The sequence below is a fragment of the Corynebacterium sp. DNF00584 genome (assembly GCF_001552965.1).
Classification (GTDB): Bacteria; Actinomycetota; Actinomycetes; order Mycobacteriales; family Mycobacteriaceae; genus Corynebacterium; species Corynebacterium phoceense.
This window is the reverse complement of sequence record NZ_KQ959762.1, coordinates 24,287-49,961: the sequence shown is the minus strand read 5'-3', so window position 1 is coordinate 49,961 and position 25,675 is coordinate 24,287. Positions and strand designations below refer to the sequence as shown.

The 25,675-nt window shown below is 65.5% G+C and carries 21 protein-coding genes; 4 read left to right on the top strand and 17 right to left on the bottom strand.

Features of this window, described 5'->3' with window-relative positions; translation table 11 throughout:
* Positions 1-178: 178 nt before the first annotated feature.
* The 14 genes from HMPREF0307_RS09200 to HMPREF0307_RS09135 form a co-directional block, all read right to left on the bottom strand.
* Positions 179-844, bottom strand: coding sequence for a cell division protein FtsQ/DivIB (locus HMPREF0307_RS09200; protein WP_066492066.1), 666 nt, complete (start codon positions 842-844; stop codon positions 179-181).
* Entirely contained in the window at positions 837-2,312 is a 1,476-nt protein-coding gene (murC, locus tag HMPREF0307_RS09195) for a UDP-N-acetylmuramate--L-alanine ligase (protein ID WP_066492192.1), read from the bottom strand. The genes HMPREF0307_RS09200 and murC overlap by 8 nt, the downstream gene beginning before the upstream one ends.
* Positions 2,313-2,376: 64 nt before the next feature.
* Positions 2,377-3,477, bottom strand: a complete 1,101-nt coding sequence (gene murG / locus HMPREF0307_RS09190; protein ID WP_066492064.1) for an undecaprenyldiphospho-muramoylpentapeptide beta-N-acetylglucosaminyltransferase — start codon at positions 3,475-3,477, stop codon at positions 2,377-2,379.
* A 36-nt stretch (positions 3,478-3,513) separates the two neighbouring features.
* Positions 3,514-5,034 carry a peptidoglycan glycosyltransferase FtsW gene (locus tag HMPREF0307_RS09185; RefSeq protein ID WP_082723305.1) on the bottom strand — a complete coding sequence of 507 codons (1,521 nt, stop codon included), beginning with the start codon at positions 5,032-5,034 and terminating at the stop codon, positions 3,514-3,516.
* 312 nt (positions 5,035-5,346) lie between these two features.
* Complete coding sequence (murD, locus tag HMPREF0307_RS09180; protein WP_066492062.1) at positions 5,347-6,753, bottom strand: UDP-N-acetylmuramoyl-L-alanine--D-glutamate ligase; 1,407 nt, start codon at positions 6,751-6,753, stop codon at positions 5,347-5,349.
* A gap of 71 nt (positions 6,754-6,824) precedes the next feature.
* Positions 6,825-7,931 carry a phospho-N-acetylmuramoyl-pentapeptide-transferase gene (mraY, locus tag HMPREF0307_RS09175; RefSeq protein ID WP_066492060.1) on the bottom strand — a complete coding sequence of 369 codons (1,107 nt, stop codon included), beginning with the start codon at positions 7,929-7,931 and terminating at the stop codon, positions 6,825-6,827.
* A 128-nt stretch (positions 7,932-8,059) separates the two neighbouring features.
* Positions 8,060-9,586, bottom strand: coding sequence for a UDP-N-acetylmuramoyl-tripeptide--D-alanyl-D-alanine ligase (gene murF, locus HMPREF0307_RS09170; protein WP_066492054.1), 1,527 nt, complete (start codon positions 9,584-9,586; stop codon positions 8,060-8,062).
* Between the two features lie 108 nt (positions 9,587-9,694).
* Positions 9,695-11,257 carry a UDP-N-acetylmuramoyl-L-alanyl-D-glutamate--2,6-diaminopimelate ligase gene (locus tag HMPREF0307_RS09165; RefSeq protein ID WP_066492048.1) on the bottom strand — a complete coding sequence of 521 codons (1,563 nt, stop codon included), beginning with the start codon at positions 11,255-11,257 and terminating at the stop codon, positions 9,695-9,697.
* A gap of 99 nt (positions 11,258-11,356) precedes the next feature.
* On the bottom strand, positions 11,357-13,225 hold the full coding sequence (locus HMPREF0307_RS09160; protein WP_066492046.1) for a peptidoglycan D,D-transpeptidase FtsI family protein: 1,869 nt from the start codon (positions 13,223-13,225) through the stop codon (positions 11,357-11,359).
* Positions 13,226-13,570: 345 nt separating this feature from the next.
* On the bottom strand, positions 13,571-14,455 hold the full coding sequence (locus HMPREF0307_RS13340) for a cell division protein FtsL (RefSeq protein WP_230384055.1): 885 nt from the start codon (positions 14,453-14,455) through the stop codon (positions 13,571-13,573).
* Positions 14,452-15,498 (bottom strand): 16S rRNA (cytosine(1402)-N(4))-methyltransferase RsmH, encoded by a 1,047-nt coding sequence (rsmH, locus tag HMPREF0307_RS09150; RefSeq protein WP_066492044.1) that lies wholly within the window; start codon positions 15,496-15,498, stop codon positions 14,452-14,454. Before rsmH ends, HMPREF0307_RS13340 begins: the two co-directional genes overlap by 4 nt.
* Before the next feature lie 215 nt (positions 15,499-15,713).
* Positions 15,714-16,148: a division/cell wall cluster transcriptional repressor MraZ gene (gene mraZ / locus HMPREF0307_RS09145; RefSeq protein ID WP_066492033.1), complete on the bottom strand. Its 435-nt coding sequence runs from the start codon at positions 16,146-16,148 to the stop codon at positions 15,714-15,716.
* Between the two features lie 537 nt (positions 16,149-16,685).
* The gene (locus tag HMPREF0307_RS09140; RefSeq protein ID WP_066492030.1) at positions 16,686-17,078 is read right to left on the bottom strand and encodes a DUF3040 domain-containing protein; all 393 of its coding nucleotides are present in this window, start codon (positions 17,076-17,078) and stop codon (positions 16,686-16,688) included.
* 205 nt (positions 17,079-17,283) lie between these two features.
* On the bottom strand, positions 17,284-17,712 hold the full coding sequence (locus tag HMPREF0307_RS09135) for an SAV_6107 family HEPN domain-containing protein (RefSeq protein ID WP_066492028.1): 429 nt from the start codon (positions 17,710-17,712) through the stop codon (positions 17,284-17,286).
* A 292-nt stretch (positions 17,713-18,004) separates the two neighbouring features.
* Between HMPREF0307_RS09135 and HMPREF0307_RS09130 the strand changes: the two genes are divergently transcribed.
* From HMPREF0307_RS09130 to HMPREF0307_RS09120, 3 genes are read left to right on the top strand one after another with little or no spacing between them, the layout of a single operon-like run.
* Complete coding sequence (locus HMPREF0307_RS09130; RefSeq protein ID WP_068801921.1) at positions 18,005-18,625, top strand: GNAT family N-acetyltransferase; 621 nt, start codon at positions 18,005-18,007, stop codon at positions 18,623-18,625.
* Between the two features lie 46 nt (positions 18,626-18,671).
* A complete protein-coding gene (locus HMPREF0307_RS09125; protein WP_066492025.1) occupies positions 18,672-19,811 on the top strand; it encodes a polyprenyl synthetase family protein in 1,140 nt (379 codons plus the stop codon).
* A gap of 15 nt (positions 19,812-19,826) precedes the next feature.
* Positions 19,827-21,392: an alpha-(1->6)-mannopyranosyltransferase A gene (locus HMPREF0307_RS09120; RefSeq protein ID WP_082723303.1), complete on the top strand. Its 1,566-nt coding sequence runs from the start codon at positions 19,827-19,829 to the stop codon at positions 21,390-21,392.
* Here HMPREF0307_RS09120 and HMPREF0307_RS09115 read toward each other — a convergent pair.
* Positions 21,389-21,802 carry an Rv2175c family DNA-binding protein gene (locus HMPREF0307_RS09115; protein WP_066492020.1) on the bottom strand — a complete coding sequence of 138 codons (414 nt, stop codon included), beginning with the start codon at positions 21,800-21,802 and terminating at the stop codon, positions 21,389-21,391. The two genes, HMPREF0307_RS09120 and HMPREF0307_RS09115, sit on opposite strands and share 4 nt — an antisense overlap.
* A 17-nt stretch (positions 21,803-21,819) precedes the next feature.
* Between HMPREF0307_RS09115 and HMPREF0307_RS09110 the strand changes: the two genes are divergently transcribed.
* On the top strand, positions 21,820-23,172 hold the full coding sequence (locus HMPREF0307_RS09110) for a protein kinase domain-containing protein (protein ID WP_066492018.1): 1,353 nt from the start codon (positions 21,820-21,822) through the stop codon (positions 23,170-23,172).
* A 93-nt stretch (positions 23,173-23,265) separates the two neighbouring features.
* Here the strand turns inward: HMPREF0307_RS09110 and HMPREF0307_RS09105 are convergent, their stop codons facing one another.
* Positions 23,266-24,090, bottom strand: coding sequence for an endonuclease domain-containing protein (locus HMPREF0307_RS09105; protein WP_231725132.1), 825 nt, complete (start codon positions 24,088-24,090; stop codon positions 23,266-23,268).
* Between the two features lie 152 nt (positions 24,091-24,242).
* Positions 24,243-25,634, bottom strand: coding sequence for a class II 3-deoxy-7-phosphoheptulonate synthase (locus tag HMPREF0307_RS09100; RefSeq protein WP_066492015.1), 1,392 nt, complete (start codon positions 25,632-25,634; stop codon positions 24,243-24,245).
* Positions 25,635-25,675: the final 41 nt, after the last annotated feature.

The following is a 25,675-nucleotide window of genomic DNA, read 5'->3' as shown; positions in this document are numbered from 1 at the left end:
CGTAATTGCGTGTTGATTTCGCCGCGTGTCGGTACCCTCAACCTCTACTTTAGGGTTGCTGACGTGCGCTTTTGTCCCGCTCATGCACCACTTCGGCGCCTCGGTGTGACGGGTGTGAATTCGAAAAAAATTCGCCCTCACCGCGGCTGTGCGGCGAGGGCGTGGGAGTCGTGGCAGGCTAGGAACTCGTCACGAGCTCCGGGTTGGAGATATTCCAGTTCTGGCCGTCCATCTTGAGCACGGAGGCAAAGGCGCGCGCCTTGTTCGCGTTGTCCGCGTCCCCGTTGTTCGCACCCCACGTCACCGTGCGGCCGTCCTTCATGTGGAAGACGTAGTTGAACGGGTCGGCGGCGTCGACGGAGTCGGCCTCGACGCGCAGCTCGGCGGGCACGGAGGCGATGACGGCGACGGCGCCCGCCCAGTTGCGCGAGCCGGACTCGCCGCCAGTGATCTTCACGGCCTCCCGCGGCGGCATTTCGATAACGAATTCCTCGCCGTCCTCGTCGATGAGGTGCGGACCGTCGTGCGCGTCGGTGTAGGCGACGGCCTCGCGCTCGACGACGGTGACCTGGAGCGTCGAAGGCAGGTGGCGCGCCACGGTCGCGGACTTCACCCACGGCAGCGCGACGACGCCGGAGGCCGCCGTCTGCGGGTCGACGCGCACGAGGTTCGACTCGAGCGCCACGCCCGTAGCTGCCTCGATGTCTTCGACGCTCGTGTGGTTCTGCCCCTCGACGGCGAACTGCTGCACCTTGAACACCGGTGTGGCGTAGATGACGCCCACGGCGATAGCCAGGATAGCGAGCACGGCGCCGACGGTGACGGCGATGGCCTTCTTACTCACCGGCGCTCTCCCCGGAGCCCGTAATCTCACCGCTCGACGCGCCAGCACCGAGTTCATCGAGGATTTCCGCGGCGAGCATGGTCACTGAGCCCGCACCGACGGTGAGGATGATGTCGCCCGGCTGCGCAAGCTCGACCACAGTGCGCGGGGCCGCCGAGAAATCCGGCTCGAAAACGCCGCGGCCCTCCTCCATCTTCTCGGTGATGATGCGGGAGGTAATGCCCTCCACCGGCTGCTCGCGGGCGCCGTAGATGTCGAGGACCACGGCGGCATCGGCAAGCGAGAGAGCGTCCGCGAATTCCTCCTGGAATTCCATGGTGCGCGAATAAAGGTGCGGCTGGAAGCACGCAATGACGCGCGCGCCATTGCCCTCAGCCTCCGCCTTGGCGCGGGCGGCGGTGAGCACGGCACGGACCTCCGTGGGGTGGTGCGCGTAGTCGTCGTAGACACGCACGGGACTGGTCCCCGGTGCCATGACGCGCGCGCCACGGTACTCGAAGCGGCGGCGCACGCCGGTAAAGTCGCTGAGCCCCTCGGCCAGCTTGGCGGTGTCGCCGCCCACGAGGTGGCCGGCGATGAGCGCGGCGAGCGAGTTGAGCACCATGTGGTGGCCCGGAATCTGGAGGTCGTAGGTGGCCTCAAAGGGCTCCTCCCCCGGCAGCTCGAGACGGGTACGAACGACGGTGTTCTCGCCGGACATGTCCTCGGAGAGAATCTCCGCAGCCTGGGTGATGCCCGGGTAAGTCTCGCCCGCGCCGTGGGAGCCGTAGCCCAACACGGAAATGCCGCGCTCGGCGGCGCGCTGTCCGGTCTGTGCCGCACGTTCGTCGTCGAGGCACACAACGAGATGTCCATCAGCGCCGACGCGGTCGGCGAAGTCGTCGAAGACCTGGTAGTAAGCCTCCGGAGTGTGGAAGAAGTCGAGGTGGTCCGGCTCGATATTGGTAATGACGGCGACCTTAGGCGAGTAGCGCAGCAGCGAGGCGTCGGACTCGTCGGCCTCGGCGACGAAGGCCTGGCCGGTGCCCTGGTGGGCGTTGGTGCCCGCGCGGTTGAGCTGGCCGCCGATGGCAAAGGACGGGTCGAGGCCCGCGGTCTGCAGCGCGGCGACGGTCATGGAGGTCGTGGAGGTCTTGCCATGGGTGCCGGCGAGGAGCACCTGGTCGTAGCCCACCATGAGCTCGGCGAGGAGGTCGGAGCGGCGGATGACGGGGATGCCGTGTTCACGCGCACCGGCGAGCTCCGGGTTGTCCTGCGGGATGGCCGCGAACGAGGTGACGACGACGGTGGGCAGCGAGCCTGCGAGGGTGAGGTTCTCCGCGGCATGGCCGATCGCGATATGTGCACCGAGGGTGCGCAGGACCTCCACGGGCGTGGAGTCCTTCATGTCGGAGCCGGTGACGACGCTGCCGCGCTCGACGAGAATGCGGGCGAGGCCGGACATGCCGGAGCCGCCGATGCCCACCATGTGGACACGGGAGAGATCCGCACCGAGCGGAGCCGCGGAGGAAGTCTGGGAAGTGGTCACGGTCTTATACGTCCTTTTCTGCAGAAGCCTCAGCGGCGGTGATCTGTTCGGCGATGCGGCGAGCGATGGTGCGGGCGACGTCGCCCGCGGAGTTGGAAGCCACGGCGGTGCACATGGCGTCGAGGCGAATGGGGTCCTCGAGAATCTCGCGCACGTGGTGCACGAGGAGCTCGGGGCTGAGATCCGCGTCCGCGATCTGCACGGCGGCGCCGGCGTCGACGAGGTGGCGCGAGTTGAGTGCCTGCTCGCCGTTGCCGTGTGGGAGCGGAATGTAGATGGCGGGCAGGTGCGCCGCGGAGACCTCCGCGACAGTCATGGCGCCGGAGCGGCAGATGACGAGGTCGGCGACGGCGAGCGCCCCGGCCATGTCTTCGATATACGGCAGTGCGGTGTAGCCGTCGTGCGCGGCGGGCGCGGCGTTCTTCTTGCCGTAGGCGTGAAGCACCTGGAAATCCTGGGTGAGGTCCGCGATGGCGCCCTCAACAGCGGCATTGATAGACGCTGCGCCCTGGGAGCCACCGGTGACGAGGATGACCGGCTTCTCCGCGGTGAGGTTCCACTTCGCGCGGGCAGCAAGGGCCGCGGCGCCTTCGCGGTCGACGGCAAGTGAGGGGCGCACGGGGATGCCGACGACCTCGCCGGGCATGCCGGAGCCGGCGGTCGCGTTGAGGCCGATGCCGCCGAGTTTCACACCCAGCTTGTTGGCGATGCCGGCTAGGGCGTTGGTCTCCAGCACGTAGAAGGGAATGCCGAGTGACTTCGCGGCGAGGTAGGCCGGGGCGGCGACGTAGCCGCCGGTGCCAAAGACAGCGTCCGCGTGGACGTCCTTGAGGACCTTGCGGGTCTGGGCGACGGCCTTGATGATCTTGAAGGGCAGCTTGGCCAAGTCCGCGTTGGGCTTGCGTGGGATAGGCACCGGGGTAATCATGCGCAGATCCACGCCGCGGGCGGGCACGATATCTCGCTCGAGGCCTTTCTCCGTGCCGAGGGCGGTAATGCGGGCGCCGTGCTCGGTGGCGAGCGCCTCGCCGACGGCCAACGCCGGTTCGATGTGACCGGCAGTGCCGCCACCTGCGATAACTACGGAAATGGACTGCGAATTCATGTCCTACAGGCTACCAGCGTGGGCGCGGGCCGGTCTCTAGCGGCGGCGCGTGCCGCGGCGAGAATCACGGCCGTCGGGGCCACCGGTGCGGGCACCGCGTCCGCCGCGTGCGGTGGGCTGCTCGCCGGCGCGGCGGCTCGTTGTGCGGCTCGTGACCGGGGCACCGAAGCGCGCGCGGTGGGACTGCTCACGCTCGCGGGCGCGAGCGGGGCGCTCGTGGGCGCCAGCGGGTACGGCAGGGCGCTCGGGACGGGCGTCGCGGGGGGCGCCGGAGCCATCGGCGCGGCGGCGGCCGCCGGTGCGCGGGGCGGCATCGGATGGCTCGGGCTCCGGTATCCACAGCAGACGGTCAAAGAGCGGGCGGCCGTAGTTCTGCATAGCGGAGACCTGCGCCGGCTCGTGGCGCGCAATATTGCACAGCAGGCCCATGGAACCGATGGTAATGATGGCGGCCGTACCGCCGGCGGAAATCATGGGCAGCTGGATACCGGTCACCGGCAGCAGGCCGATGACATACGAGATATTGAAAAAGGCCTGGGAAACAACGGCCGCGGTGAGCGTGCCGGCGGCAAGGCCTTGGAACTGGTTCTGCGCGCGCATGGCGGTGCGGAAGCCGAAGAAGCCGAGGAAGAAGAACAACGTGATGACGAGGAGACCGCCCCACAGGCCCATCTCTTCGCCGACGATGGCGAAGACAAAGTCGTTGCGTGCCTCCGGCAGGTAGAACCACTTGGCGCGCGACTGGCCCAGTCCCACACCCGTGAGCCCGCCGTCCGCAAGCGAGAGGAAGCCTTGGTAAGTCTGGAAGCCAGTGCCCTGCGTGTCCTGGATATTGCCCACGAGAGCATCGAAGTATGTATGGAAACGGTTCGAGCGATAGCCGCCGCCGGTAAAGAGCACCGCCACGCCGACGATCGCGAGGACGAGGATGAAGACGAACATCGACTTGTGCATGCCCGCGAAGAAGAGCGTGAAAATTGCAACGAGGGCAAAGGACATGCCCATGCCCATATCGCCCTGGGCGATAATGAGGCCGAACATGCCGAGCGCGACGACGGTGTATTGGACGAAGGGATCCTTGAAGTAGTCCCAGATGGTGCGCGGGTGGTACATGCCAAAGCGCTTGTCAGCGAGCAGATTCGCGCCGAAGAGGGCGATGGCGATACGGGCAATTTCCGAAGGCTGGATAGAAATGCCGGCGACGACGATCCACGACTGAGAGCCAACCTCCTCGCGGCCAGTGCCGACGGGGGTCAACACGAGGAGGAGCAGCGCGATGGCGAGCAAGAGCAGCCACACCGTCGCGGAGCGCCACTTGCGCGGCGGGATGCGCAGGCCTAACCAGAAGCAGAAGAGGCCGGCGATGACCATGACCGCCTGGCGCAGGGCCTGCTGCCACACGACGCCGTCTTCGGCCACGGAGGTTGCCATGGACGCGGAGTAGGCCATGAGCATGCCGATGCCCACGAGCGTGAGCACGCAGATGCGCAACATGAGGTAGTCCAGGCCCGGGCGCGCACCCGCGGCGGAAAACCAGCGGCCTATTGCCGCGCGCATGCCGGTGGGCTGCGCCGCGGTGCGAGGCGGCTGCTCGGTGGTGTGGGGACGCTCGGCGGTCCGAGTAGCAGATTGAGTGGCGGCGGGTGTCGCGCTGGCCTGTCCGCCGCGGCGCGTGCCGCGTGCCTGTGCCTTATTTGTCGCGCCCGTTGGTCGGCTCATACCTTGTGCTCCTTCGTCGCAGGTGTCGGCCTCGCGCCCCACGCGCCGCCGCGATGGCGCATTGATGGCGAGTGCGAGGGACACATCGGTGGTGTGCCTGAAGTTCCCGCTGTGATTGTTGTTCCTATTGTGCCCTACGCGCGGCAAAAATCAGGGAAGCGCCAACTCCCGCGCGGCGGCGGCGAACATATCGCCGCGTTGGCCCATGCCTTCATACATATCGAGCGAGGCCGCGGCCGGCGCGAGGAGCACCGTGTCCCCTACTTCCGCGCGAGCAACGGCGGCGGCGACGGCCGCATGCATCGCGGCCTGAGGCTCGGTCTTGTCGATGACGTCGACCGTGACGTGCGGGGCAAGCTCGGCCAGGGCCGCAGCGATCTCGGCGCGGTCGATGCCGAGGAGCACCGCCGCCTTGAGCTGCGCGCCGTGGTCGCGGATGAGCTGGTGGATATCAGCGCCTTTGAGCTGGCCGCCAGCGACCCACACGACGTGATCGAGCCCGGCGAGCGCGGCGTCGGCCGCATGCGGGTTCGTCGCCTTCGAGTTATCGATGAAGTCGATACCACCCGCGGAGTGCACGACGGCGCCGCGGTGGCCCGCGACGTGGTAGCTGGCCAAGCCCTCGGCGACGGACTCGGGTGCGGCACCGGCGGCGAGTGCGACGGCGGCGGCAGCGGCGGCATCGGCAAGCCCTGCATGACCGGCCGGCTCGATGCCGTCTGCGGTAGCGACGTCGACCTGTGCCCCACCGAGCGTGGAGACGAGGCGGTCATCGAGAATGCCAACCTCCTCGAGCGAGGGCTCGCCTGTGCTAAACGCGAGAACACGCTCGGCGAGGCGGCCCTCGGCACGCAGGCGCTGCGCGTAGTCGAGGACGGTGGCGTCCTCGCGGCCCACGACGCCGATGGGGCCGGTGAGCACCTTGGCTTTGCTCAGCGCGTAATCCTCGAAGCCACCGTGCCAGTCGAGGTGATCATCGGCGAGGTTAAGGAGAACGCCCACGTCCGGGGTGAGTTGGCTCGACCAATGAAGCTGGAAGGAGGAAAGCTCGGCGCAGAGCACGTCCACGCGCTCCTCGTCCGCGAGCGCGTCAAAGACGGAGACTCCGATATTGCCCACGGCGACGGCGCGGTGGCCGGTGCGCGTGGCGTCCGCCGCCATGATGGCAGCGAGCATGCCCGTGGTCGTCGTCTTGCCATTGGTGCCGGTGACGACGAGCCACGTGCGGGCCGGGCCAAAGACCTGCGCATGGTCAAGGCGGTAGGCCAGCTCTACGTCGCCGATGACCTCGCGGCCAGCTGCTGCCGCCGCGACGAGCAGTGGCGAGTCCGGGCGCCAGCCCGGGGAGGTCACCACGATGTCAAAGTCCGCGACAGTCTCCGTGGCCTGCGCGACCGAGACAGATGCCACGCCATCAGGCAGTTGCGCGAGGTGCTCCGCGTTGTCGTCGGCGACCGTGAGCTGGGCGCCCAGAGTGTGAAGCAAGCGCGCGCAGCCCAGGCCGGACACGCCCGCGCCGGCAATGAGGACGCGGCCTTGGAGTTCGGAGGGAAGCATGAAGAAACGACAACCTTTCTGGGGATACATAAAAAGCACCGCGCGAGCGGTGCTTTTCAGTCTAGGAGTAGTTAGAGGCCCATTCCGGCCTTGACAAGCCAATCGCCGTAGAAGATACCGACGCCGGCCATCGCGGCCATGGCGGCGAGCAACCAGAAGCGCACGACCACGGCAGTCTCCGGCCAGCCACCGTTTTCGAAGTGGTGGTGGATAGGCGCCATGCGGAAGAAGCGCTTGCCCGTGGAGTGGAAGACGATGATCTGGATGGCCACGGAGGCGACCTCAATGACGAAAAGGGCACCGATGATGATCATGAGCAGCTCCGTCTTTGAGGTGACGGACAGGCCAGCGACGAGACCGCCGAGGGCCAGCGAGCCGGTGTCCCCCATGAAGATCTTGGCGGGAGCGGCGTTCCACCACAGGAAGCCCAGGCAGCCGCCCAGGCCCGCGGCGGCGAGTACGGCGAGGTCGAGCGGGTCACGGACCTCATAGCAGCCCGCCGTGAAGTTGGCGCTGCAGGAGTTACGGAACTGCCAGAACGTGATGACGGTGTAGGCACCCATGACCAGCGCGGTGGAACCAGCGGCGAGGCCGTCGAGACCATCCGTAAGGTTCACCGCGTTCGACCACGCGGCAATAAGGATGTACATGAACAGCAGGAAGATGATGGTGCCCACGATGACAGGGCCGAAGGCGACGTCGATCGTATCGATGTCGCGGATGAACGACAGGTGCGTCGAGCCCGGGGTGAGGCCGTGGGAATCCGGGAACTGCAGGACCAACAGACCGAAAGCGAGAGCGAGGGCAGCCTGGCCCACGAGCTTGGCTGTCTTATTGAGGCCCAGATTGCGGTGTTGGAAGAGCTTGATGAAGTCATCGGCAAAACCGAGGGCGCCCAGGCCGAGCGTGAGGCCGAGGACGAGCAGGCCCGAGGCCGTGAAACCAGCATGGCCGGTGGCCACACCGTAGGCGCCCGCGGCGAGGTAGCCCAAGACGATGCCCGCGATGATGGCGATGCCGCCCATCGTCGGCGTGCCGCGCTTGCGCAGGTGCGACTTGGGGCCGTCCTCGCGAATTTCTTGTCCCTTGCCCGCATTCGAGAAGTAGCGGATCAGCTGCGGCGTTAGGAAAATCGCCACGAGAAAGCTGACTACTCCCGCGATCATTATCTGAGTCACGTCTTCTGGGGTCCTTCTAGTTGTTCAAACGAATAGCATCGGTGCGAGGGGCACAGCGGCGCAAGCGGACTCGCGCCACGCGGCGAGGGAAACGCCGCGTTTTCCGGAGGATGAGGCGGATCTAGGGGTTAGGCAAGCAGTCCGTCGGCCACGCGCCACAACGCCTGCGCGTTGGAGGCCTTGGCCAAGACCACATCCTTTGCGGTACGGGCCGCCCAGTCCACCGCGCCCTGGGGCGCGCGGCGCAGGATGGCGTCGACCACGGTGATCGCCTCATCAATTTCACCGACCACAGTAGTATTTATACCCTGCTCACGCGCGGCGTCCGCCATCGCCCGGCAGTTGGCGCTCTCCCCCACGACCACGAGGTGGTCAATGTGGTACTTGGCCAGATCGCTGACGATGCCCCTGTGTGCGGCCTCGGCTTCTTCCCCCAGCTCGCCCATCTCGCCGAGCACAGCGATGGAACGGGCGTCCGGGCGTGAGGAGGTCGTGTACCCCAGCGCCGCGATGGCGGCGGACATGGAATCCGGATTCGCGTTGTACGCGTCGTCGATGATGGTGACGCCGTCGGCTCGGGTGCGCACGTCCATGCGGTGGGCCGAGGCGTTGCGGTGGCCTTCGAGCGCGCAGGCGATGTCCTCGATCTCCATGCCGGCGGCTTGGGCCGCGGCGACGGCCGCGAGCGCGTTAGAGACCTGGTGGCGGCCGAAGACCTGGAGGGTAATGCGGCGCGGTTCGATACCCGGTGCATGGAGTGTAAAGGTCGGACGCGCGATGTCGTCGAGCACGATATCCGTCGCCACGTAGTCCGCGCCTGGGGCGGGCGGGGTCGCGGCCGAGTAGGTCACGACGCGGGCCTGCGTGCGCGGGGCCATGCCCGCCACGAAGTCATCGTCCGCGTTGAGGACGGCAACGCCCCCGTCGGCTGCCGCAGGCAGGGACTCGACGAGTTCGCCCTTGGCCTTCGCGATATTCTCACGCGAGCCGAACTCGCCCAGGTGCGCGGTGCCCACGTTGAGGACGACGCCGATCTTCGGCGTCGCGATGGTGGCCAGATGCGCGATGTGTCCGATGCCGCGCGCGGACATCTCCGCAACGAGGTACTGCGTCTGTGGATCGCAGCGCAGCGCGGTGTATGGGTGGCCGATCTCATTGTTGAAGGAACCGGGCGGCGCGATGGTGGGGCCATCGGCGCGCAGCACGGTGGCGATGAGGTCCTTCGTGGAGGTCTTGCCAGCAGAGCCGGTAATACCCACGATGGTGAGCCCAGTTTCCGACTGGAGGCGACGCGTCACCGCGCGGGCGAGCGCCGAGAGCGCCTCGACGACGGCGGCCGCGGAGCCGTCCTCGTCATGGGCGTAGATATCGGCGTTCGCGCCGTCGCCCTGCTTGCGGCCATGCGGCTCGACGACGATGGCGGGCACGCCCACGGGACGTGCGCCGAGCACCGCGACGGCGCCTTGGGCAAGGGCTTTCTCGGCAAAGTCATGGCCGTCCACGCGGGCGCCGGGGAAGGCAAGGAAGAGCCCGCCTGGGGCAACCTTGCGCGAGTCGAATTCCACGAAACCAGTGACCTTGGCCTGCGGATCCTCGACGCGGTCAAGCCGTCCGCCCGTAATATCCGCGATCTCCTGCAGTGTTAGTTCAATCATGCTGTCACAGTCCTCGTACTCACTTCTGTCCCTCTTCCTTGACTTTCAAGATCTCACTGCTTCTGCTGTGTGGCTGCTGAATTTCTGCGGTGCCTGCGTCTGCATAGTTTAAGCTCCGAGCGTGCCTGCTTGTTTCTCCTCGAGGGCGCGTGCGAGCTCCTCGCGGTCGTCAAAGTGGTGGGTCTCGGTCCCGATGATCTGGCCGACCTCGTGGCCCTTGCCTACGACGATGACGGCGTCGCCCGGTCCGGCCCACGCAACGGCAACGTCGATAGCTGCGGCACGGGAGCCTTCCTCGCGGACGTCGACCGCGCGCGAGGCAGCATTCGCGCCTTCGCGTGCGCCGTCGAGCACCGCCGCGCGGATGATGGCGGGGTCTTCGGTGCGCGGATTATCGTCCGTGACGACAACGAGGTCCGCGCGCTCAGCGGCGTTGCGGCCCATAATGGGGCGCTTGGCTGAGTCGCGGTCGCCGCCGGCGCCGACCACGACGCCGATGCGGCCGGTCTCGCCCAGCTGCGTGCGCAGCGTGTCGAGCACCGCCGCGATGGCCGCTGGCTTGTGGGCGTAGTCGACGACGGCGATGAAGTCCTGTCCGCGGTCGATGCGTTCCATGCGCCCTGGCACGGCAACCTCGCTCATGCCCTCGACGAACGCCGGAACCTCGACGCCCACCGCAGCAGCAAGCCCCGTGGCCAGCGCCGCGTTGGCGATATTGAACTCGCCCGGCATGGGCAGGCAGAACTCGAGGCTCTCACGGTCGGCGCGCTCGCGCAGCCCCGCTGCGAAGTCGAAACGGACCTGCTGTGCGCCCGTGGGCTCGACGCCAAGCTGGCGCGCGGTGATTTCCGAGGTCTCCTCGCCCGCCTGCTTGGTCGTCACCGTATCCGTGGGCAGACGGTGCGCACGGGCGCGTTCAGCCATGCGCTCACCCCACGAGTCGTCGACGCAGATGACGGCGCGTTCCGCCGCACCTGGGCCGTCGAAGAGGAGCGCCTTCGCGTCGAAGTAGTCCTCCATCGTCGGGTGAAAGTCGAGGTGATCCTGGCTCAGGTTGCTAAAGCCAGCTGCCGCAAAGCGCGTGCCCTGGACGCGGCCCAGGGACAGCGCGTGGGAGGAGACCTCCATGACGACGTGCGTCACGCCCTTGTCGCGCATAAGCGCGAAGAGCTCCTGGAGCTTCGGTGCCTCCGGCGTGGTGAGCTTCGTGGGCACCGACTCGCGATTAATCCGCGTGCCCGTCGTGCCAATGAGCCCTACCGAGTAGCCCGCATGCAGCAGGCCCGTCTCCAGCAGGTAGCTCGTGGTCGTCTTTCCCGAGGTACCCGTAATACCGATGACAGTGAGCTCGTCCGTGGGATGTCCGTAGACCTCCGCAGCAATGGTGCCGAGGACAGCACGGATGTCGTCGACGATGAGCAGCGGGCGGGACTCCCCTGCGGCCTGCAGGATGTCGCGACCGGCGGCATCGGAAAGAATGGCGGACGCCTGCGCCTGCGCGGCGTACTGGGCTCCATGGGTGCGGGTGCCCGGCAGCGCGGCGAAGAGACCGCCAGCGGTGACGGCACTCGAGTCGAGGCTCACGGAGTCAATGACGGTCGTGCCGTCGCCTTCCAAGGTGGCCTTCTCCAGGCCTGGCAGCGCCAAAAGCTGCTCTACAGTAACGCTCATAACTCCTACGGTACCTTCTCTTTCTGCCCCATCCGGGGCCCTGCCGCGTGTCGCGTCCAGCGTCAAACGCTGCCGTGCCTGCTGCCTGTAGTACTGCCTTTACTGCTGGCGGAGCACAAGCGGCTTGGCCTCCGGTGACGGCGGGATATTGTCGCGCGCGATGAGCCACTCGGCGATGTCCTTGAACACCGGCGCGGCGGACTGTCCGCCCGAGCCGTTGTCGTTGACGCCCGACTGCGGGCGGTCGAGCATGATGGACACGACGAAGCGCGGCTCATCCGCAGGCGCTATGCCAGCAAACGTAATCCAGTAATTCGAATTGGAGTACGCACCGGTCTCCTCGTCGACCTGCTGGGCCGTGCCCGTCTTGCCGGAGAGCTGGTAGCCCTCAATGTCATTGCCCTGGGCTGTGCCGTTTTGGTAGCCCTGCGGGTCCGACTGGAACACGGCGCGGAACATGTCCACGACGGTCTTGGCGGTCTCCGGGCTCACGACCTGCGTATGCTTCGGCTCGTCTTGCTTGATCTCATCGCCCTCGGCGGTGGTCATCTTCGCCACGATGCGTGGCTCGATGCGCTCGCCGCCGTTCGCGAGGGTCTGGTAGACGCTCGCGAGCTGGAGCGCCGTCCACGACATGCCCTGGCCGATCGGCAGGTTGGCGAAGGTGCCGCCAGACCACTGGGATTGGTCTGGGACGATGCCCGCAGACTCATTAGGCAGCTCGACGCCGGTGACCTGTCCCAGGCCGAAGGCCTCGAGGTACTCGGCGAATTTTTTCTGGCCGAGCTTCTCCGCGAGCATGAGCGTGCCCACGTTGGAGGACTTACCGAAGATGCCCGTCGTGGTGTACGGCTCGACGCCGTGCTGCCACGCGTCGGCAACCGTGACGCCAGCCATGTCGATGCTGCCCGGGACCTGGTGGACTTCCTCCGGGGTCGTGAGGCTTTCCTGGATGGCGGCCGCGGCGGTAATGATCTTGGCTACCGACCCCGGCTCGAAGGGGTAAGAGATGGACTTGTTTTCAAAGTCCTTGCCCTCTTCGAGCTGCTTATCGATGTCCTTATTCGGGTCGATGGTGCCGGTATTCGCCATGGCGAGGACCTCGCCCGTCGCCGAATCCAGGACGACGGCTTGACCGCCCTTCGCCTTGGAGTTGCCCACGGCCTTCTCCAGCTTTTGCTGGACGAAGGTCTGAAGGTCCAGGTCGAGGGTGAGCTCGATGCTCATGCCGTCCTGCGCCTCCGTCTGGTCACGCAACGTGCCCGGGATGGCCTGGCCGTCCGCGGAGACGTCCTCCGTCGAGCGGCCATCACGGCCGGCCAGCTTGCCGTCGCTCGAAGCCTCCAGACCAAACTGGCCGGTGCCGTCCATGGACACCTTGCCCACCACGTTTTCTGCGATGGAGCCGTTCGGGTACTGACGGATGGCTTGGTGGTCCGCGGCGACGCCGTGGTACGTGTTGGCAATCTCAACGGCAACGTCCGGGTCCACGTTGCGCACGAGGACCTCATACTGCGTATCCGCCTTGAGCTTTTTCAGAATGTCCTTGGCGTCGACGCCCTCAATCTCGCGGCCGGCGTCCTTAATCTTCTGCGGAATGCCGGAGGCCATGTCCTGCAGGCGCGCAGCGACGCGGTCATCGACCTTGTCCTTCAGCGCCTTCTCGTCCAGGCCGTCAGCAGAGCCGTCCTGGTACATGGTGTTTTCTTCTTGCTGAGCAAGCTCCTCACGCAAGCGCGTGGGCGAGACGGTCAACGACCGGGCTTGCATGGTGTACGCGAGCATCTGGCCCTCGTGATCCGTGATGGTGCCACGCCGGGCAGGATCGATGTACACGCGCTGGCGCTGCGCGACTGCCTGATCCGCAAGCGCTGGGCCCCACTTGAGCTGCACCCAGCCCAAGCGTCCACCAATAACCACCGCGGCGAGAATGAGCACGGCCATGACCTGGCGCACGCGGTGGCGCATAAGGGTGGCTTGGTCCTTGCGGACATTCGCTTTCCTCCGCGCCGCATCGCGGCGGGACTGGGCCTGTTGAAACTCGCGACGTCCCTGTGGCACCTGTTGTGGCCTATGCTGTGCCGCACCACCGCGCGAGGTGTGCTGCGCAGACGGGCGTCCACCGCGTGTACGGCGGGACCCGCGGCCCGCGCCGCCGCGGGAATTCGACGAATTCGACGGAGTCACCAGTTTCTTTCGCCACCTGTCTATCACTGAACTGCCATTAACGTCTGCGCCGCGTTGTTCTGCTTGGTAAATACAGAAAACGCGCGGGCATGCACCCGCGCATTAGCGTGCCTTAAGCCAACCGGATTAGTTGGTCCGACGCGCCGCGTAGGGCGCCTGGTAAGCCTGCTGGCCTTGCGGAGCCTGCACGGACTGCGTTCCTTGCGGGACCGCGTTGAGGTTGCCGTTGACATCCTCGGTCTCGTTCGGGTCGCTCGATGCCTGGCCCGGTCGAACCGGCGCACCGTTGACATCGATAATAGAGTCCGTTTCCGGTTCTGCCGGGCGGCGCTCGGCAATGTCGCCGTTTTCTTGGACCTCAACGATTCCCGCCTGGGCCGGAACACCCATGGAATCTTCCGCGGCGCGGCGCGCCACGTCCGCCGAGGAACGCACGTCCTCGAGGTCACGATTGAGGGTCTCAAGTTGATTGTCCAGCGTGTTCTCTTGGACGGAAAGCTGCTGAATCTTGAAGGTCTGCGCTGTGGACAGGCCGGAGAGCCCCATGGCGATAAACACGCCGCCGAGCAGCAGCGCGAGCGCGTAGAACGAGGTCTTCGCAAAGGGGCTGACGCGCTGGACGGTGCCAATGCGGCGGCCGCGGTGCGTGAGCACCTGCTGGGAGCCCACGCGCTGCGGACGGCCCTTGCGCACGCGCGGCGCCGGCGACGTTCGCGAAGGAAGCAGTGCAGTCTTCGCACCGCCATCTTCCGCGGACAAACGCTCGGTGCGTTGCGGCGCAGTGGTCATTCCGCGCTCGAAGCGCAAAGAACGCGCGCGGCCACCACGGCGCCGCGGGGATTCGCTGCGCGTGGAGACGCCACGATCTTCAACCAGGGTCGCGGTCTGACCCCAGCGCTGGTCGTTGGCTGCAGTGTAGTCCCTGCTCGCGCCCATGGTCTGCGGTGCCTTTCTCGTGCTCGTGGTCATGTGGTTGGTCTCGGTGGTGTGCAGTCGGTCTGTCCGGCTCATCGCCGCCCTCCCTCGCGGACGGGTTCCGGCCCGTGGAAGGAAAGTTCGCCGTCGAGGCGTTCCAGCGCCCGCACGCGGACGGAAGCTGCGCGGGAGTTCTCAGCAATCTCCGCTTCGCTCGCCTTCTCCGACCCACGCGTGATGACGGTGAAGTGGGCCGCGGTGCCCGGCAGATCCATGGGCAGCCCCGGCGGCGTGGTGGACGTGGACAGCTCCTTGAACGCTGCCTTCACAATCCGGTCCTCGAGGGACTGGTAGCTCATGAAGACCGCACGCCCGCCCACGCGCAGGGCATCCGTCACGACGGGAATAACCTGCTCGATGGCCTCCAGCTCTCGGTTGACCTCCACGCGCAGCGCCTGGAACGTGCGCTTCGCCGGGTGCCCACCGGTGCGACGCGTCGCCGCCGGGATGGTGGCGTAGAGCAGCTCCACCAGGCGCGCGGACGTGGTGAATGGTTCCTTCTCGCGCTCGCGCAGGACCGCCGAGGCAATCTTGCCAGCGAAGCGCTCGTCGCCGTAGGTCTTGAGAATACGCGCCAACTCGCCATGCGAGTACGTGTTGAGCACGTCCGCGGCCGTCACGGGCTGGGACGGATCCATGCGCATGTCCAGCGGTGCGTCCGTACGGTACGCAAAGCCGCGCTCCACCTGGTCGAGCTGCATAGACGAGACGCCCAGATCAAAAAAGCCGGCCGCCAAACCGTGCTCACGCGCCGTCTCAAAGACAGGCCCCTCGCCTGCCGCAATGGCCGCGCCCAAGTCATCGAAGCGGGCATTCACGCCCACGAAACGCTCGCCGAAACCGGCCAGCCGCTCCCGTGCCGCCGCCAAAGAAGCCGAGTCGCGGTCGACGCCCACAACGCGCAGCTGCGGGAACGTCTTCAGGAAATACTCCGTGTGTCCGCCAGCACCCAGGGTGCCGTCGACAAGTACGGCGGTCTCCCCCGCGGCTTCGACAGCCGGCGCGATGAGCTGCGCCATGCGTTCGCGCATGACTGGGACATGGCCGTGATTAGCCAGGATGTCGTAGTTCTCGGTCATTTCGGGCCGTGCCCCCTTTCCTACCGCGTCGTCTCGTGTGACGTGTGGACCGTCAGCCCGCTTAAAAGATTGTGTGAAATTTTTAAGCTGTAGACGTTATAAAGAAAGTGCGTATAGAGCCCTGTCCGAGGCAGGTTTCTGATATCGGGGAAGTACACCAGAGCATCCACCTCGGGCAGAGTCCTTACACGCACTGTGAAGTTCTGCAATCCGCCTTACAACAAGCCAGCAAGGACATCGTCCGCGTCGCCTGCCGAGTAGGCATCTTCAGTTGCGGCCTGATACTCAGCCCACTTGGCTGCGTCCCAGATCTCAAGGAAATCCACGGAGCCAATCACGACGCATTCCTTGGTCAGGCCTGCATAGTCGCGATGTGCCGCCGAAAGGGTGATGCGACCGTTTCCATCGGGACGCTGTTCATCCGCACTCGCAGCGAGATTACGAATGAAGGCACGTGCCTCCGGGTTGGTGCGCGAAACAGCTGCCGCCTTCCGAGCCCGCTGTGCGAACTCTTCCCGCGGATAGACCGCCAAAGAGTGATCCTGCCCCTTCGTCACCATGAGCCCGCCAGCCAAGTCCTCGCGGAACTTCGCCGGGAGCGTGAGCCGCCCTTTGTCATCGAGCTTCGGAGTGTAGGTTCCCAGAAACATCCCGGGCCCACCTTCCTAATTCTCGAGAACTCCGGTTCCTCTCGTGATGGTCCTTCAGGCCGTGTGCGCGACCCTCCGTTCCACCGCTGCGCCCCACTCTACCCCACTTTCCCCCACCATCAACACCGCAAGCCCCGTGTTTCATCGTTGTAATTATAAAAACCCCAGGCAGACGGCAAATTTTTCGGTGGGGCAAATTCCCGTGCCCCACCCACATCGCCCCCACTTCTCTCCCCCACGCCCCATGCACACCACCTTGCCCACTAGCTTCCCGATACCACCCGTCCCCCACCCCACCTGCGCCTTTCCTGTTCTCTCACTACAGCGCCGACGTCTCTACAGCGCACCGCCACATAGAGTTTCCGCCGTGCACGGGCCTAGGTGGGGCAAAGTGGGGAATGGTGGTCACCAGGGGGCGCAGTGGGTGAAAGTGGGGCGCCGTGGCCTCCGCCCCCTGCCCCGACCACAAAACGGCATAAAAAATCCCGGCCCCTCACCAGAAGTGATGGGACCGGGCGAAAAGTCCAGAAGCGGGAACTAGCGCTCGAAGCGGCTGCGGAACTTATCTTCCATGCCGCCAGACTGAGGATTCCGCTTTGGCGCCTTCTGCCATGCGCCGCGCGCCGAGGTCTTTGCTACCGAACTCACGTTCGCGTCGCCGCGGAGCATCCACACACCCGCACCGAACATGACGAGGAAGCCAACGATAGACAGCGCGACGAACCACAACGACATCTGCGCCAGCGCCACACCGCCAACAAGAAGAACAAGGCCCACTACGACGAGCGCGACGCCACGCAACGTGACGTGGCCCGTCGCCCCTTCGGTAGCGGAGGCCTCCGTGACTGCAGCACTAAACTTTGGATCATCAGCCATCAACGACTGCTCGATTTCACGAAGTGTGCGCATTTCCTGTTCAGACAGAGACACAGCTTCCTCCTGCGGATCAAATTAGGGGCCAAAAGTGGGTTTCTACCTAGTCCAACGTCCAGAGTATCGGGTTAGTTCCCGAAACCCCATTTCCGTTTAGCAGCTCACACCCACGCCACAGGATGGAGCGTCAGGCACCGCAATAATACGTGCACCCGACCGCCCGCCACGCAACTCAACAGAGCGTGCAGCAGGCAACACAACCTTAGGCTGCGAACGGCAGCGCGTCGTTTCCATCCACCACGGCGAGGAACTCGCCCACCAGAGCCATAAGCTCCAGCACGACCTCCGGCTCCACCGAGTCATCGAGACCCGAGATGACGCGCGAGCGTGTGCGCGAGTAGGCCTTCAGCTTGTCCGCCCACTCCTGAGCATCCTCGCCCACGAGCGCCAGACGCTCCCACGCGCTCGACGGCAGACGCTTGCGCTTGGCCACGCGCGAACTTGCAACCCACGCGCCAGCGGTACGCAGTGCCGCCTGATAGACGAATTCGAGCGCCTCCTCGTACTTTCCGGCGGAAGCCTCGACACGGGCACGGTCAAGCAAGTCATAGCCCTGGGCCAGGAAGCGCACACGCTTACCAGCCTTTCCAGCATCCGCAAACCTCGTAGCGGCGGAGATGATCTGTGCCATGATACGACTTCCTCTCTTTCTTACGCGCCGTGGATATTTCTGATTATTCGGTTCTCCACATTCGAACCATCCGGGCTTGTATGACGCACACTCTACGAACCGTCCGAACATCTACTCCACATTTTAGTGCACATGTTCGAATGGATCAAGGGTTTCCACTGGCCACTTTCGAATTAGGCTCGCCGATGTTCGAAATTCTGGGGACTCGCGACACCGCCGCGGCAGCGACCGTGCGAACGAACCGCCGCACCCCTTGTTCACTCCGTCGCGGGAAGTTTGATTCCATAGAGACGTGACCTTTACCATCCGCCGTCTACGTGCCACGGAATTCGCGTTATACGTGCCCGTACTCGTCAATATCCATGTCGAGGCCATGGGCTACCCCGACTCCGTCATGCCCTATCGCATCGATGCGTGGCGGCGCGACTGCATCCAGCCCGGCTTTACCGCCGTCATCGCAGAAGACGAGGACGCTATCGTAGGCCTCGCCTACGGCTTCCTCGGCAACTCGAGCACGTGGTGGGACCGCCAGTTGCGCATGGGGCTGCAAAGCCAGCGTGATCTCACGGACGACGATTGGGACCTCGTGCGCCACTACTTCGAGGTCGCCGAGATCCATGTGCTTCCCGCTGCTCAAGGTCAAGGATTAGGCCGCACGATGCTCAATGAACTCGTCCGCGACGTCTCCGCACGCTACGCGCTGCTGTCCACGCCCGAGGTTCCGGATGAGGCCAACCGCGCGTTCGGGCTCTACCGTGCCGCCGGTTTCTACGACGTCATGCGCAACTTCCACTACCCCGGCGACGACCGTCCCTTTGCCATCCTCGCTGCCCGGCTCCCGCTCGAGGGAGCGCCCGAGACCTACCCCGGGACCAACACAGACGGCCCCGAACCGGACGCGCCCGCCCGCTAGGCCACTATCGCCAATTCGGCCTTGGCCACACGGTAGGGTGTTCACTGTGAATAACGCAGCACATGCCACTCCAGCTTCCCCGCACGGCGCAGGCCGCGGCACGGCCACGCCGTCTTTCGAATCGGTCCCGGATGACGTCCGCGGCGCGCTCGATGCCTTCTTAACCAGTCGCCGTAGCGACATCGCGGCCATCGGCCAGCCGGTCGTCGACGCCGTCTCCTTCCTCGAGTCTTTCGTGCTCGACGGCGGCAAGCGCATTCGCCCGCTCTACGCCTGGGCTGGCTTTGTCGGCGCGGGCGGCCTCGACAAGGCCGAGGAGGATCCTGCCGCCATGCTGCGCGCGGCGAGCTCCCTCGAGTTCATTCAGGCGTGCGCGCTCATCCACGACGACATCGTGGACGCCTCCGATACCCGGCGCGGCAATCCCACCGTCCACCGCTCGCTGGAGAAGCTGCACCGCGACCACAACTGGCGCGGCGACTCCGCGCGCTACGGCGAGTCCGCAGCCATCCTCGCCGGCGACATGGCGCTCGTATGGGCCGAAGACATGTTGACGGACTCTGGCCTTTCCGCCGCGGCCCTCCAGCGCGCCCGCGCCCCGTGGCGCGGCATGCGCACCGAGGTCATCGGTGGCCAGCTCCTCGACATCAACTTGGAGGCCACGAACAGCGAGTCCATCGAGCTTGCCGAAAACGTCAACCGCTTCAAGACGGCGGCGTATACCATCGAGCGCCCGCTCCACCTCGGCGCGGCCATCGCCGGCGCCACAAACAAGCTCATCGCCGCTTTCCGCGGTTACGGCCGCGACATCGGCATCGCGTACCAGCTCCGCGACGACGAGCTCGGCGTCTTTGGTGATCCGAAGGTCACCGGCAAACCCGCCGGCGACGACCTGCGCGAAGGCAAGCGCACCGTCCTCCTCGCGCTCGCGCTCCAGCATGCCGATGCCGCCGATCCCACCGCCGCAGCCACCCTCCGCCGCCTCGTCGGCCAGACCGACGATCCTGACGATATCGCCCGCATGGCCCAGATCATCGCAGACTCCGGCGCACGCGAGCAGCTGGAAGAACGCATCACGCGGCTCACGGCTTCCGGCCTTCAGCACCTGCAGTCGGCGAATGTCGCGCCCGAGGTCACCGAGATACTCGAGCGCCTCGCGCACAAGTCCACGGCTCGTAAGAGCTAAGGGCGGTCTCCTCGCATGAGCGTCGCACACGCGTCCGCCGCAGAACCCATTCCTGCGTCCGACGGCGCATCTCAGCCGTGGTGGCGTAATCCTTTGTGGGTTGGCATCGCCGCCACCGTCATCCTGTGGGCCGCGTCCTTCGGCGGCGGTGCCGTGCGCAGTCGCGGCGGCGCGCTCGAGGCCCTCGGCCTGTCGTTTATCGCGTTCGGCCACGGGCGCAACCTTTCGATGCTTCTGTTCTGGGTAGGCATCTTCGCGCTCGTCTACGCCTGGGTCCTTGCCGGGCGGCACCTCGTCGCACCGACCTTGCGCGCCCAGGACCGCCAGCTTGCCGAGCCTGTCGTTCCCCGCGTCCAGCGCCTGCTGTGGTGCTGGGTCATCCCGCTTCTCTTCGCCGGGCCCCTCGCCTCACGCGACGTGTACTCGTATCTCATGCAGGGCGCCATGGTCCGCGACGGCTTCAACCCGTACGAGCAGGGCGCCGCCGCCAACCCCGGCCCGTATTTGCTGGAGGTCTCCCACGACTGGCGCAACACCACCACGCCCTACGGCCCGCTGCACCTGTGGACCGGCGACATCATTACCTCCGTCGTCGGCGACAACGTGGCGGCTGGCGTCATCGCCTACAAGGTCGTCTCCGTCCTCGGCTTCGCGCTCATTGCCTGGGCCGTCCCTCACATCGCCCGCGCACTCGGCGGCAATCCAGCACTCGCCCTGTGGCTGGGTGTGGCCAATCCCGTCATGCTCATCCACCTCATCGGCGGCATGCACAACGAGTCCGTCATGGTGGGCCTCGTGAGCGTCGGCCTCGTCCTCGCGCTGCGCAAGCGCTTCCTCGCGGCCATCGCGCTCGTCGCCGTCGCCACGGCTCTCAAGGTCACGGCGTTCTTCGCCATGCCGTTCATCCTGTGGATCTTCATCCACGCGTTCGCCCCGCGACCCCGTGACAACTGGTTAAAGCCCATCGCGGCAATCCTCGGTGGCGGCGTACTCATCGTCGTCGAGTCCATCGCCGTCGTCGCCGCCATCACGTGGGCCTCCGGTTCCTCATGGGGCTGGCTGTCCGAAATCACCGGCAACTCAAAGGTCATCAACCCGCTCGCCGCCCCCACCCTGGCAACAGACATCCTCGTGCCCATCATGCAGGTCTTCAGCCCCGATGTCACCTACAACGGGGTCCTCGGCGTCGCGCGCACCATCTCCATGGCGCTCATGCTTCTCGGGCTCGTCGTGGTGTGGTGTCTGTCCTACAAGGACCGCCGCGCGGCCGTGCTCGGCATGGCCGCCGCCTACTGCGTGGCCTTCGTCTTCAACTCGGTGACGCTGCCGTGGTATTACGCGTCCGTCATCTCCGTAGCCGGCGTCGCGCGTCCCCCGCGCTGGATGATGAAACTCGCCACGGCCGCCAGCTTCTTCGTCGCCGTGTCCTTCTCCGGCGACGGCAACCACCAGCTCTACAACTGGTGGTGGGTCATCGCTGCCGCCATCGCGGCCTGGTGGTGCGCAGAGTGGATCTTCCAGGACACGCCCCGCGGCGCAGCGCTGACAGCGGCACCGGTACCGGCGGCATCGGCAAGCTAGAACGCCGAGGCCTGCGCGCGGCGAATGACTTCGCGCGCAAGGTGGCCGTGGAGGCCATCGATGGGACGGCCCGGCAGGGACTCGTCCTCGGTGAAGAGGTGGACGAGAATCTCGTCATCCGTGTAGCCACCGTCCGCGAGCACCGTAATGCAGCCCGAAACGTACTTGGATACTGCGTCCTTCTCATTGAAGAAAGCCTCCGGAACCCAGCGCTTGCCTTCGGCGTCGCGGTACGCCAGAAGCTTGTGCGCGTGCAGCAGGTCATGGACGCGCGTGACGGCGATGCCAAGCTTGTCCGCGACCTCGGGCATGGTGAGCAGTTTTTCGTCCGCCAGCAGGGCGGCGAGCTGAGAATTTGCGTCATTAGTCACGCGCTCTACCTTAACGCGTTCGACTGTTCGCAGGGACATCGGCCATACTGGAACGCATGAGTACTTTGGCCGTAGGCGACATTCTGGACGGACGCTATCGCATTGACCGTCCCATCGCGCGCGGCGGCATGTCCACCGTGTACCGCTGCGTCGACCTCCGCCTCGGTCGTGCGGTGGCCGCCAAAGTCATGCACGAGCACCTTGCTGGTGACCCGATTTTCCAGCAGCGTTTCCGCCGTGAGGCCCGCGCGATGGCGCAGCTGTCTCACCCCAACCTCGTGGCGATTCACGACTTCTCCGCGGACGGCGATCCTGTCTTCCTCATCATGGAGCTCATCACCGGCGGTACCTTGCGCGAGCTCCTCGCCGAGCGTGGCCCCATGCCCCCGCACGCTGCCACGGCCGTGCTGCGCGCCGTCCTCACGGGGCTGTCCGCCGTCCATGCGCGCGGGCTCGTCCACCGTGACATCAAGCCTGATAACGTGCTCATTAATGCCGATCACCGCGTAAAACTCGGCGACTTCGGCTTAGTACGTTCCTCCAACGCGCAAGCGACGAACGACCACATCGTGGGCACCGTCTCCTACCTCGCGCCGGAGCAGGTGACGGGCGAAGATATCACGCCAGCCACGGACGTCTACTCCACCGGCATCGTCGCATATGAGCTGCTTACCGGCGACGTTCCTTTCTCCGGCGACACTCCTATCGCGCATGCGACCTCGCGTCTCAACGCGGACGTCCCCGCGCCGTCGTCGCGTATCGACGGCATTCCCCCGCTCTTCGATGCCCTCGTCGCCAGCGCCACCGCCCGCGCGCCCGAGGAGCGGTTCACCGACGCTGCAGAGTTCCTCGCCGCACTCGACGATGTCGCCGCGTCCTTGGAGTTGCCGGCCTTTACAGTTCCGGTCCCCCAGAACTCGGCGGCGGCGCGCACGGCGGCGCAGCCCACGGACTTCACGGGCGTGCGCAGCGACGATGTCTTCGAGCCAACCCGCACCCTGCCTGCTGACACGACCGAAGTACTAGGAAATCCAGCCGAGGATCCCACGACGGTCATGGCCCCAGAGCCCCTGCCCGAGGACGAGCACCCGCGCTTGAGCTTCGAGACCAAGCTCGACATGCCCACGCAGCACCCGGTCGCTGCTCCAGTTGAAGCACCGCTACCCCAGCCCACGTTTAACACGCCCGCACCCGCGCCCTCCTATGAGGCGACTGCCCGCCACGAGCCCGAAGAAGTCGCCACCGCCGTGGAAGAACCCGCGCCGCAGGTCTACTCGAACCGCTCTGGAGTCGTGTTCGGGTTGTGGCTCGCTGCGGTCGCGCTCGCAGCGCTGGCCGTGGGCGTCGGCGGATGGTGGTTTGGCTCCGGCGACTACGGCACCATCCCCGTGTTCTGGTGGCCGATGTAACGTCTCCTCTGGCTTAGCGGATTTCAGAACAACGAAGCACCCAAAACTGCGCGGTTTTGGGTGCTTCGTTGTTCTGAAATCCAGCTAATCATTCTAAAAATAGCGGTGCCACTTCCACGGGCCGGGGACATAGTTGCGTTTATCTTCGACGATGGCCTTCACTTGATTGACCGCAACGTTTAAGTGGTGTTCGATAGTGGCCGCGGTGAAGTGCAGCGCGCGCCAACCGCGGTGGACCGCGTCGTTGAGCTTCTGTCGGTCGATCTCGAAGCGCTGCACGCCCTCGCCCTTGTGATACTGATAGCCGTCGACTTCGATGGCGATCCTCTCGGCCTCGAGCACGAGATCCCACCGATAGGGGCCGATATCCACGTTGTTGAGGACCTTCAGTCCAGCATCGCGTAGTCCCTGCGTGAGCCGCTTTTCTGGAACGCTATCCGTGCCGATGAACGCGTGGGCAAGGATATCCCGTGTGCGCGCTGGCATGCGGCCAAGGCAGCGCTCCCACATCGCGAGGTTCTCGCGCGCAGAACGTCCGCGGAAAAATCGCTCCACAAAGTCAACGCCATGCTCCACGGGCATAATTTCGAGCGCCTGGAGCGGGTTGCAGGCACGGACGTATCCCAGAGAAAAGGCCGCGTTGGGTCGTGCGCGGCGCGCCTCGTAGTAGGGACTCGCCCCTACCGCGGATGCGCGCATGACTCGCAGCGGAAAAGTCAATGGGCTTCCCAGGTACAGCTGTGCCGTGCTGTAGCCGTCGAGCGCCAGCCTCTCGTCACGGAAGCACAGGAGTTCCGCAAGGTCATAAGGCCTCGGCTCGTCGCGAAGATAAAGCCCGCGCATGACGCGAATGGCCTCTCCCCGGTTGACCATGCCCACGAGTTCTTTCGTGTCATACCCCGATAGTGGCTCCAACATATCTCCCCCATGAGATCCCTCCGAATGATGAAGCCAACGCTATCCCAGCCTGGTGGGGTCGGCAACCGGACCGGATTTCAGAACAACGAAGCACCCAAAACTGGCAGGTTTTGGGTGCTTCGTTGTCGTGAAATCCGGCTCACACAGCGCCGTTACTGGTGGCGGAGCATCTCCGCGACGAGGAAGGCGAGCTCGAGGGACTGCTGCGTGTTCAGGCGCGGGTCCACGAAGGACTGGTAGCGGCCCGGCAGATCGACCTCGGTGATGTCCTCAGCTCCGCCGAGGCACTCGGTGACGTCCTCGCCGGTGAACTCGAGGTGGATGCCGCCCGGGTGGGTGCCCAGCTGGCGGTGGACCTCGAAGAAGCCCTGGACCTCGTCGATGATCTTGTCGAAGTGGCGCGTCTTGTAGCCGTTGGAGGCGGTGAAGGTGTTGCCGTGCATCGGGTCGGACTGCCAGACGACCTTGTGGCCGGATTCTTCGACGGCCTTGACAACGGGCGGCAGGACGGTACGAATCTTGTCGTAGCCCATGCGCACGATCATCGTAAGGCGGCCGGGCTCGCGCAGCGGATCGAGCTTCTCCGCGTAGTCGACGGCCTGCTCCGGGGTAACACCCGGGCCGAGCTTGATGCCGACTGGGTTGCCGATAAGCGCGGCGAAGTTAACGTGGAAGTCGTCGATACCGCGGGTGCGCTCGCCAATCCAAACCTGGTGAGCCGAGAGATCGTAGAGCTTGGTCTGGCCATTGGCGTCCTTGCCCAGGCGCAGCATGGAGCGCTCGTAGTCGCGCAGGAGCGCCTCGTGCGAGCAGTAGATGTCCGCTGCACGCAGGACCGTGTCGTCCACGCCGCAGGCCGTCATGAAGTTAAGGCCGTTTTCAATCTCGTTGGCCAGCTGCTGGTAGCGCGCACCGGCGGAGGAATTGGCGACGAACTCGCGGTTCCACTCGTGCAGGCGGTAGAGATCCGCCGTGCCGGAGGACGTGAGCGCGCGGATGAGGTTCATCGCGGCCGAGGAGTTTGCGTAGGCACGAATCATGCGGGCCGGATCGTGCTTGCGGGCCTCTTCGTTGTTCTCCACGCCGTTGACGATGTCGCCGCGGTAGCTGAGCAGGCCCTCGCCGTCGATGTCCGAGGAACGCGGCTTCGCGTACTGGCCAGCAATACGGCCGAGCTTGACCACCGGGGTCGAGGCGCCGTAGGTGAGCACGACGGCCATCTGCAGCAGGGTCTTGATGTTGCCGCGGATGTGCGGCTCGGTGTTGGACTCGAAAGTCTCGGCGCAGTCGCCGCCCTGGAGCAGGAAGGCCTTGCCCAAGGCGACATCGGCCAATTGCTTCTTCAGGTTTTCGATCTCAGGGGCCACGACGATGGGCGGCACAGACTCAAGGATCTTGCGGACGTTGTCCGCCTGGGCCTGGTCCCAGCTGGGCTGTTGCTTCGCGTCGCGGGAGATGACGTCCTGGAAGGCCTCCTCGATACCATCAGGCAACGGCGGGAGATCTGGCAGGGCTTCTTTAGGGATATCTACTGTCCAACTCACCCCGCCATTATGACACATGGTGCGGAAATAGAAACTATAAA

Coding starts and splice junctions, on each gene's coding strand:
- murC (WP_066492192.1), bottom strand. CDS start 2,312: ATGGTGGGCATCGGCGGCTCCGGCATGTCCGGCCTCGCCCGCATTCTC.
- murG (WP_066492064.1), bottom strand. CDS start 3,477: ATGAATTCGCAGTCCATTTCCGTAGTTATCGCAGGTGGCGGCACTGCC.
- HMPREF0307_RS09185 (WP_082723305.1), bottom strand. CDS start 5,034: ATGCGCGCGGCAATAGGCCGCTGGTTTTCCGCCGCGGGTGCGCGCCCG.
- murD (WP_066492062.1), bottom strand. CDS start 6,753: ATGCTTCCCTCCGAACTCCAAGGCCGCGTCCTCATTGCCGGCGCGGGC.
- murF (WP_066492054.1), bottom strand. CDS start 9,586: ATGATTGAACTAACACTGCAGGAGATCGCGGATATTACGGGCGGACGG.
- HMPREF0307_RS09165 (WP_066492048.1), bottom strand. CDS start 11,257: ATGAGCGTTACTGTAGAGCAGCTTTTGGCGCTGCCAGGCCTGGAGAAG.
- HMPREF0307_RS09160 (WP_066492046.1), bottom strand. CDS start 13,225: ATGCGCCACCGCGTGCGCCAGGTCATGGCCGTGCTCATTCTCGCCGCG.
- HMPREF0307_RS13340 (WP_230384055.1), bottom strand. CDS start 14,455: ATGAGCCGGACAGACCGACTGCACACCACCGAGACCAACCACATGACC.
- rsmH (WP_066492044.1), bottom strand. CDS start 15,498: ATGACCGAGAACTACGACATCCTGGCTAATCACGGCCATGTCCCAGTC.
- mraZ (WP_066492033.1), bottom strand. CDS start 16,148: ATGTTTCTGGGAACCTACACTCCGAAGCTCGATGACAAAGGGCGGCTC.
- HMPREF0307_RS09135 (WP_066492028.1), bottom strand. CDS start 17,712: ATGGCACAGATCATCTCCGCCGCTACGAGGTTTGCGGATGCTGGAAAG.
- HMPREF0307_RS09120 (WP_082723303.1), top strand. CDS start 19,827: ATGAGCGTCGCACACGCGTCCGCCGCAGAACCCATTCCTGCGTCCGAC.
- HMPREF0307_RS09115 (WP_066492020.1), bottom strand. CDS start 21,802: ATGTCCCTGCGAACAGTCGAACGCGTTAAGGTAGAGCGCGTGACTAAT.
- HMPREF0307_RS09110 (WP_066492018.1), top strand. CDS start 21,820: ATGAGTACTTTGGCCGTAGGCGACATTCTGGACGGACGCTATCGCATT.
- HMPREF0307_RS09105 (WP_231725132.1), bottom strand. CDS start 24,090: ATGTTGGAGCCACTATCGGGGTATGACACGAAAGAACTCGTGGGCATG.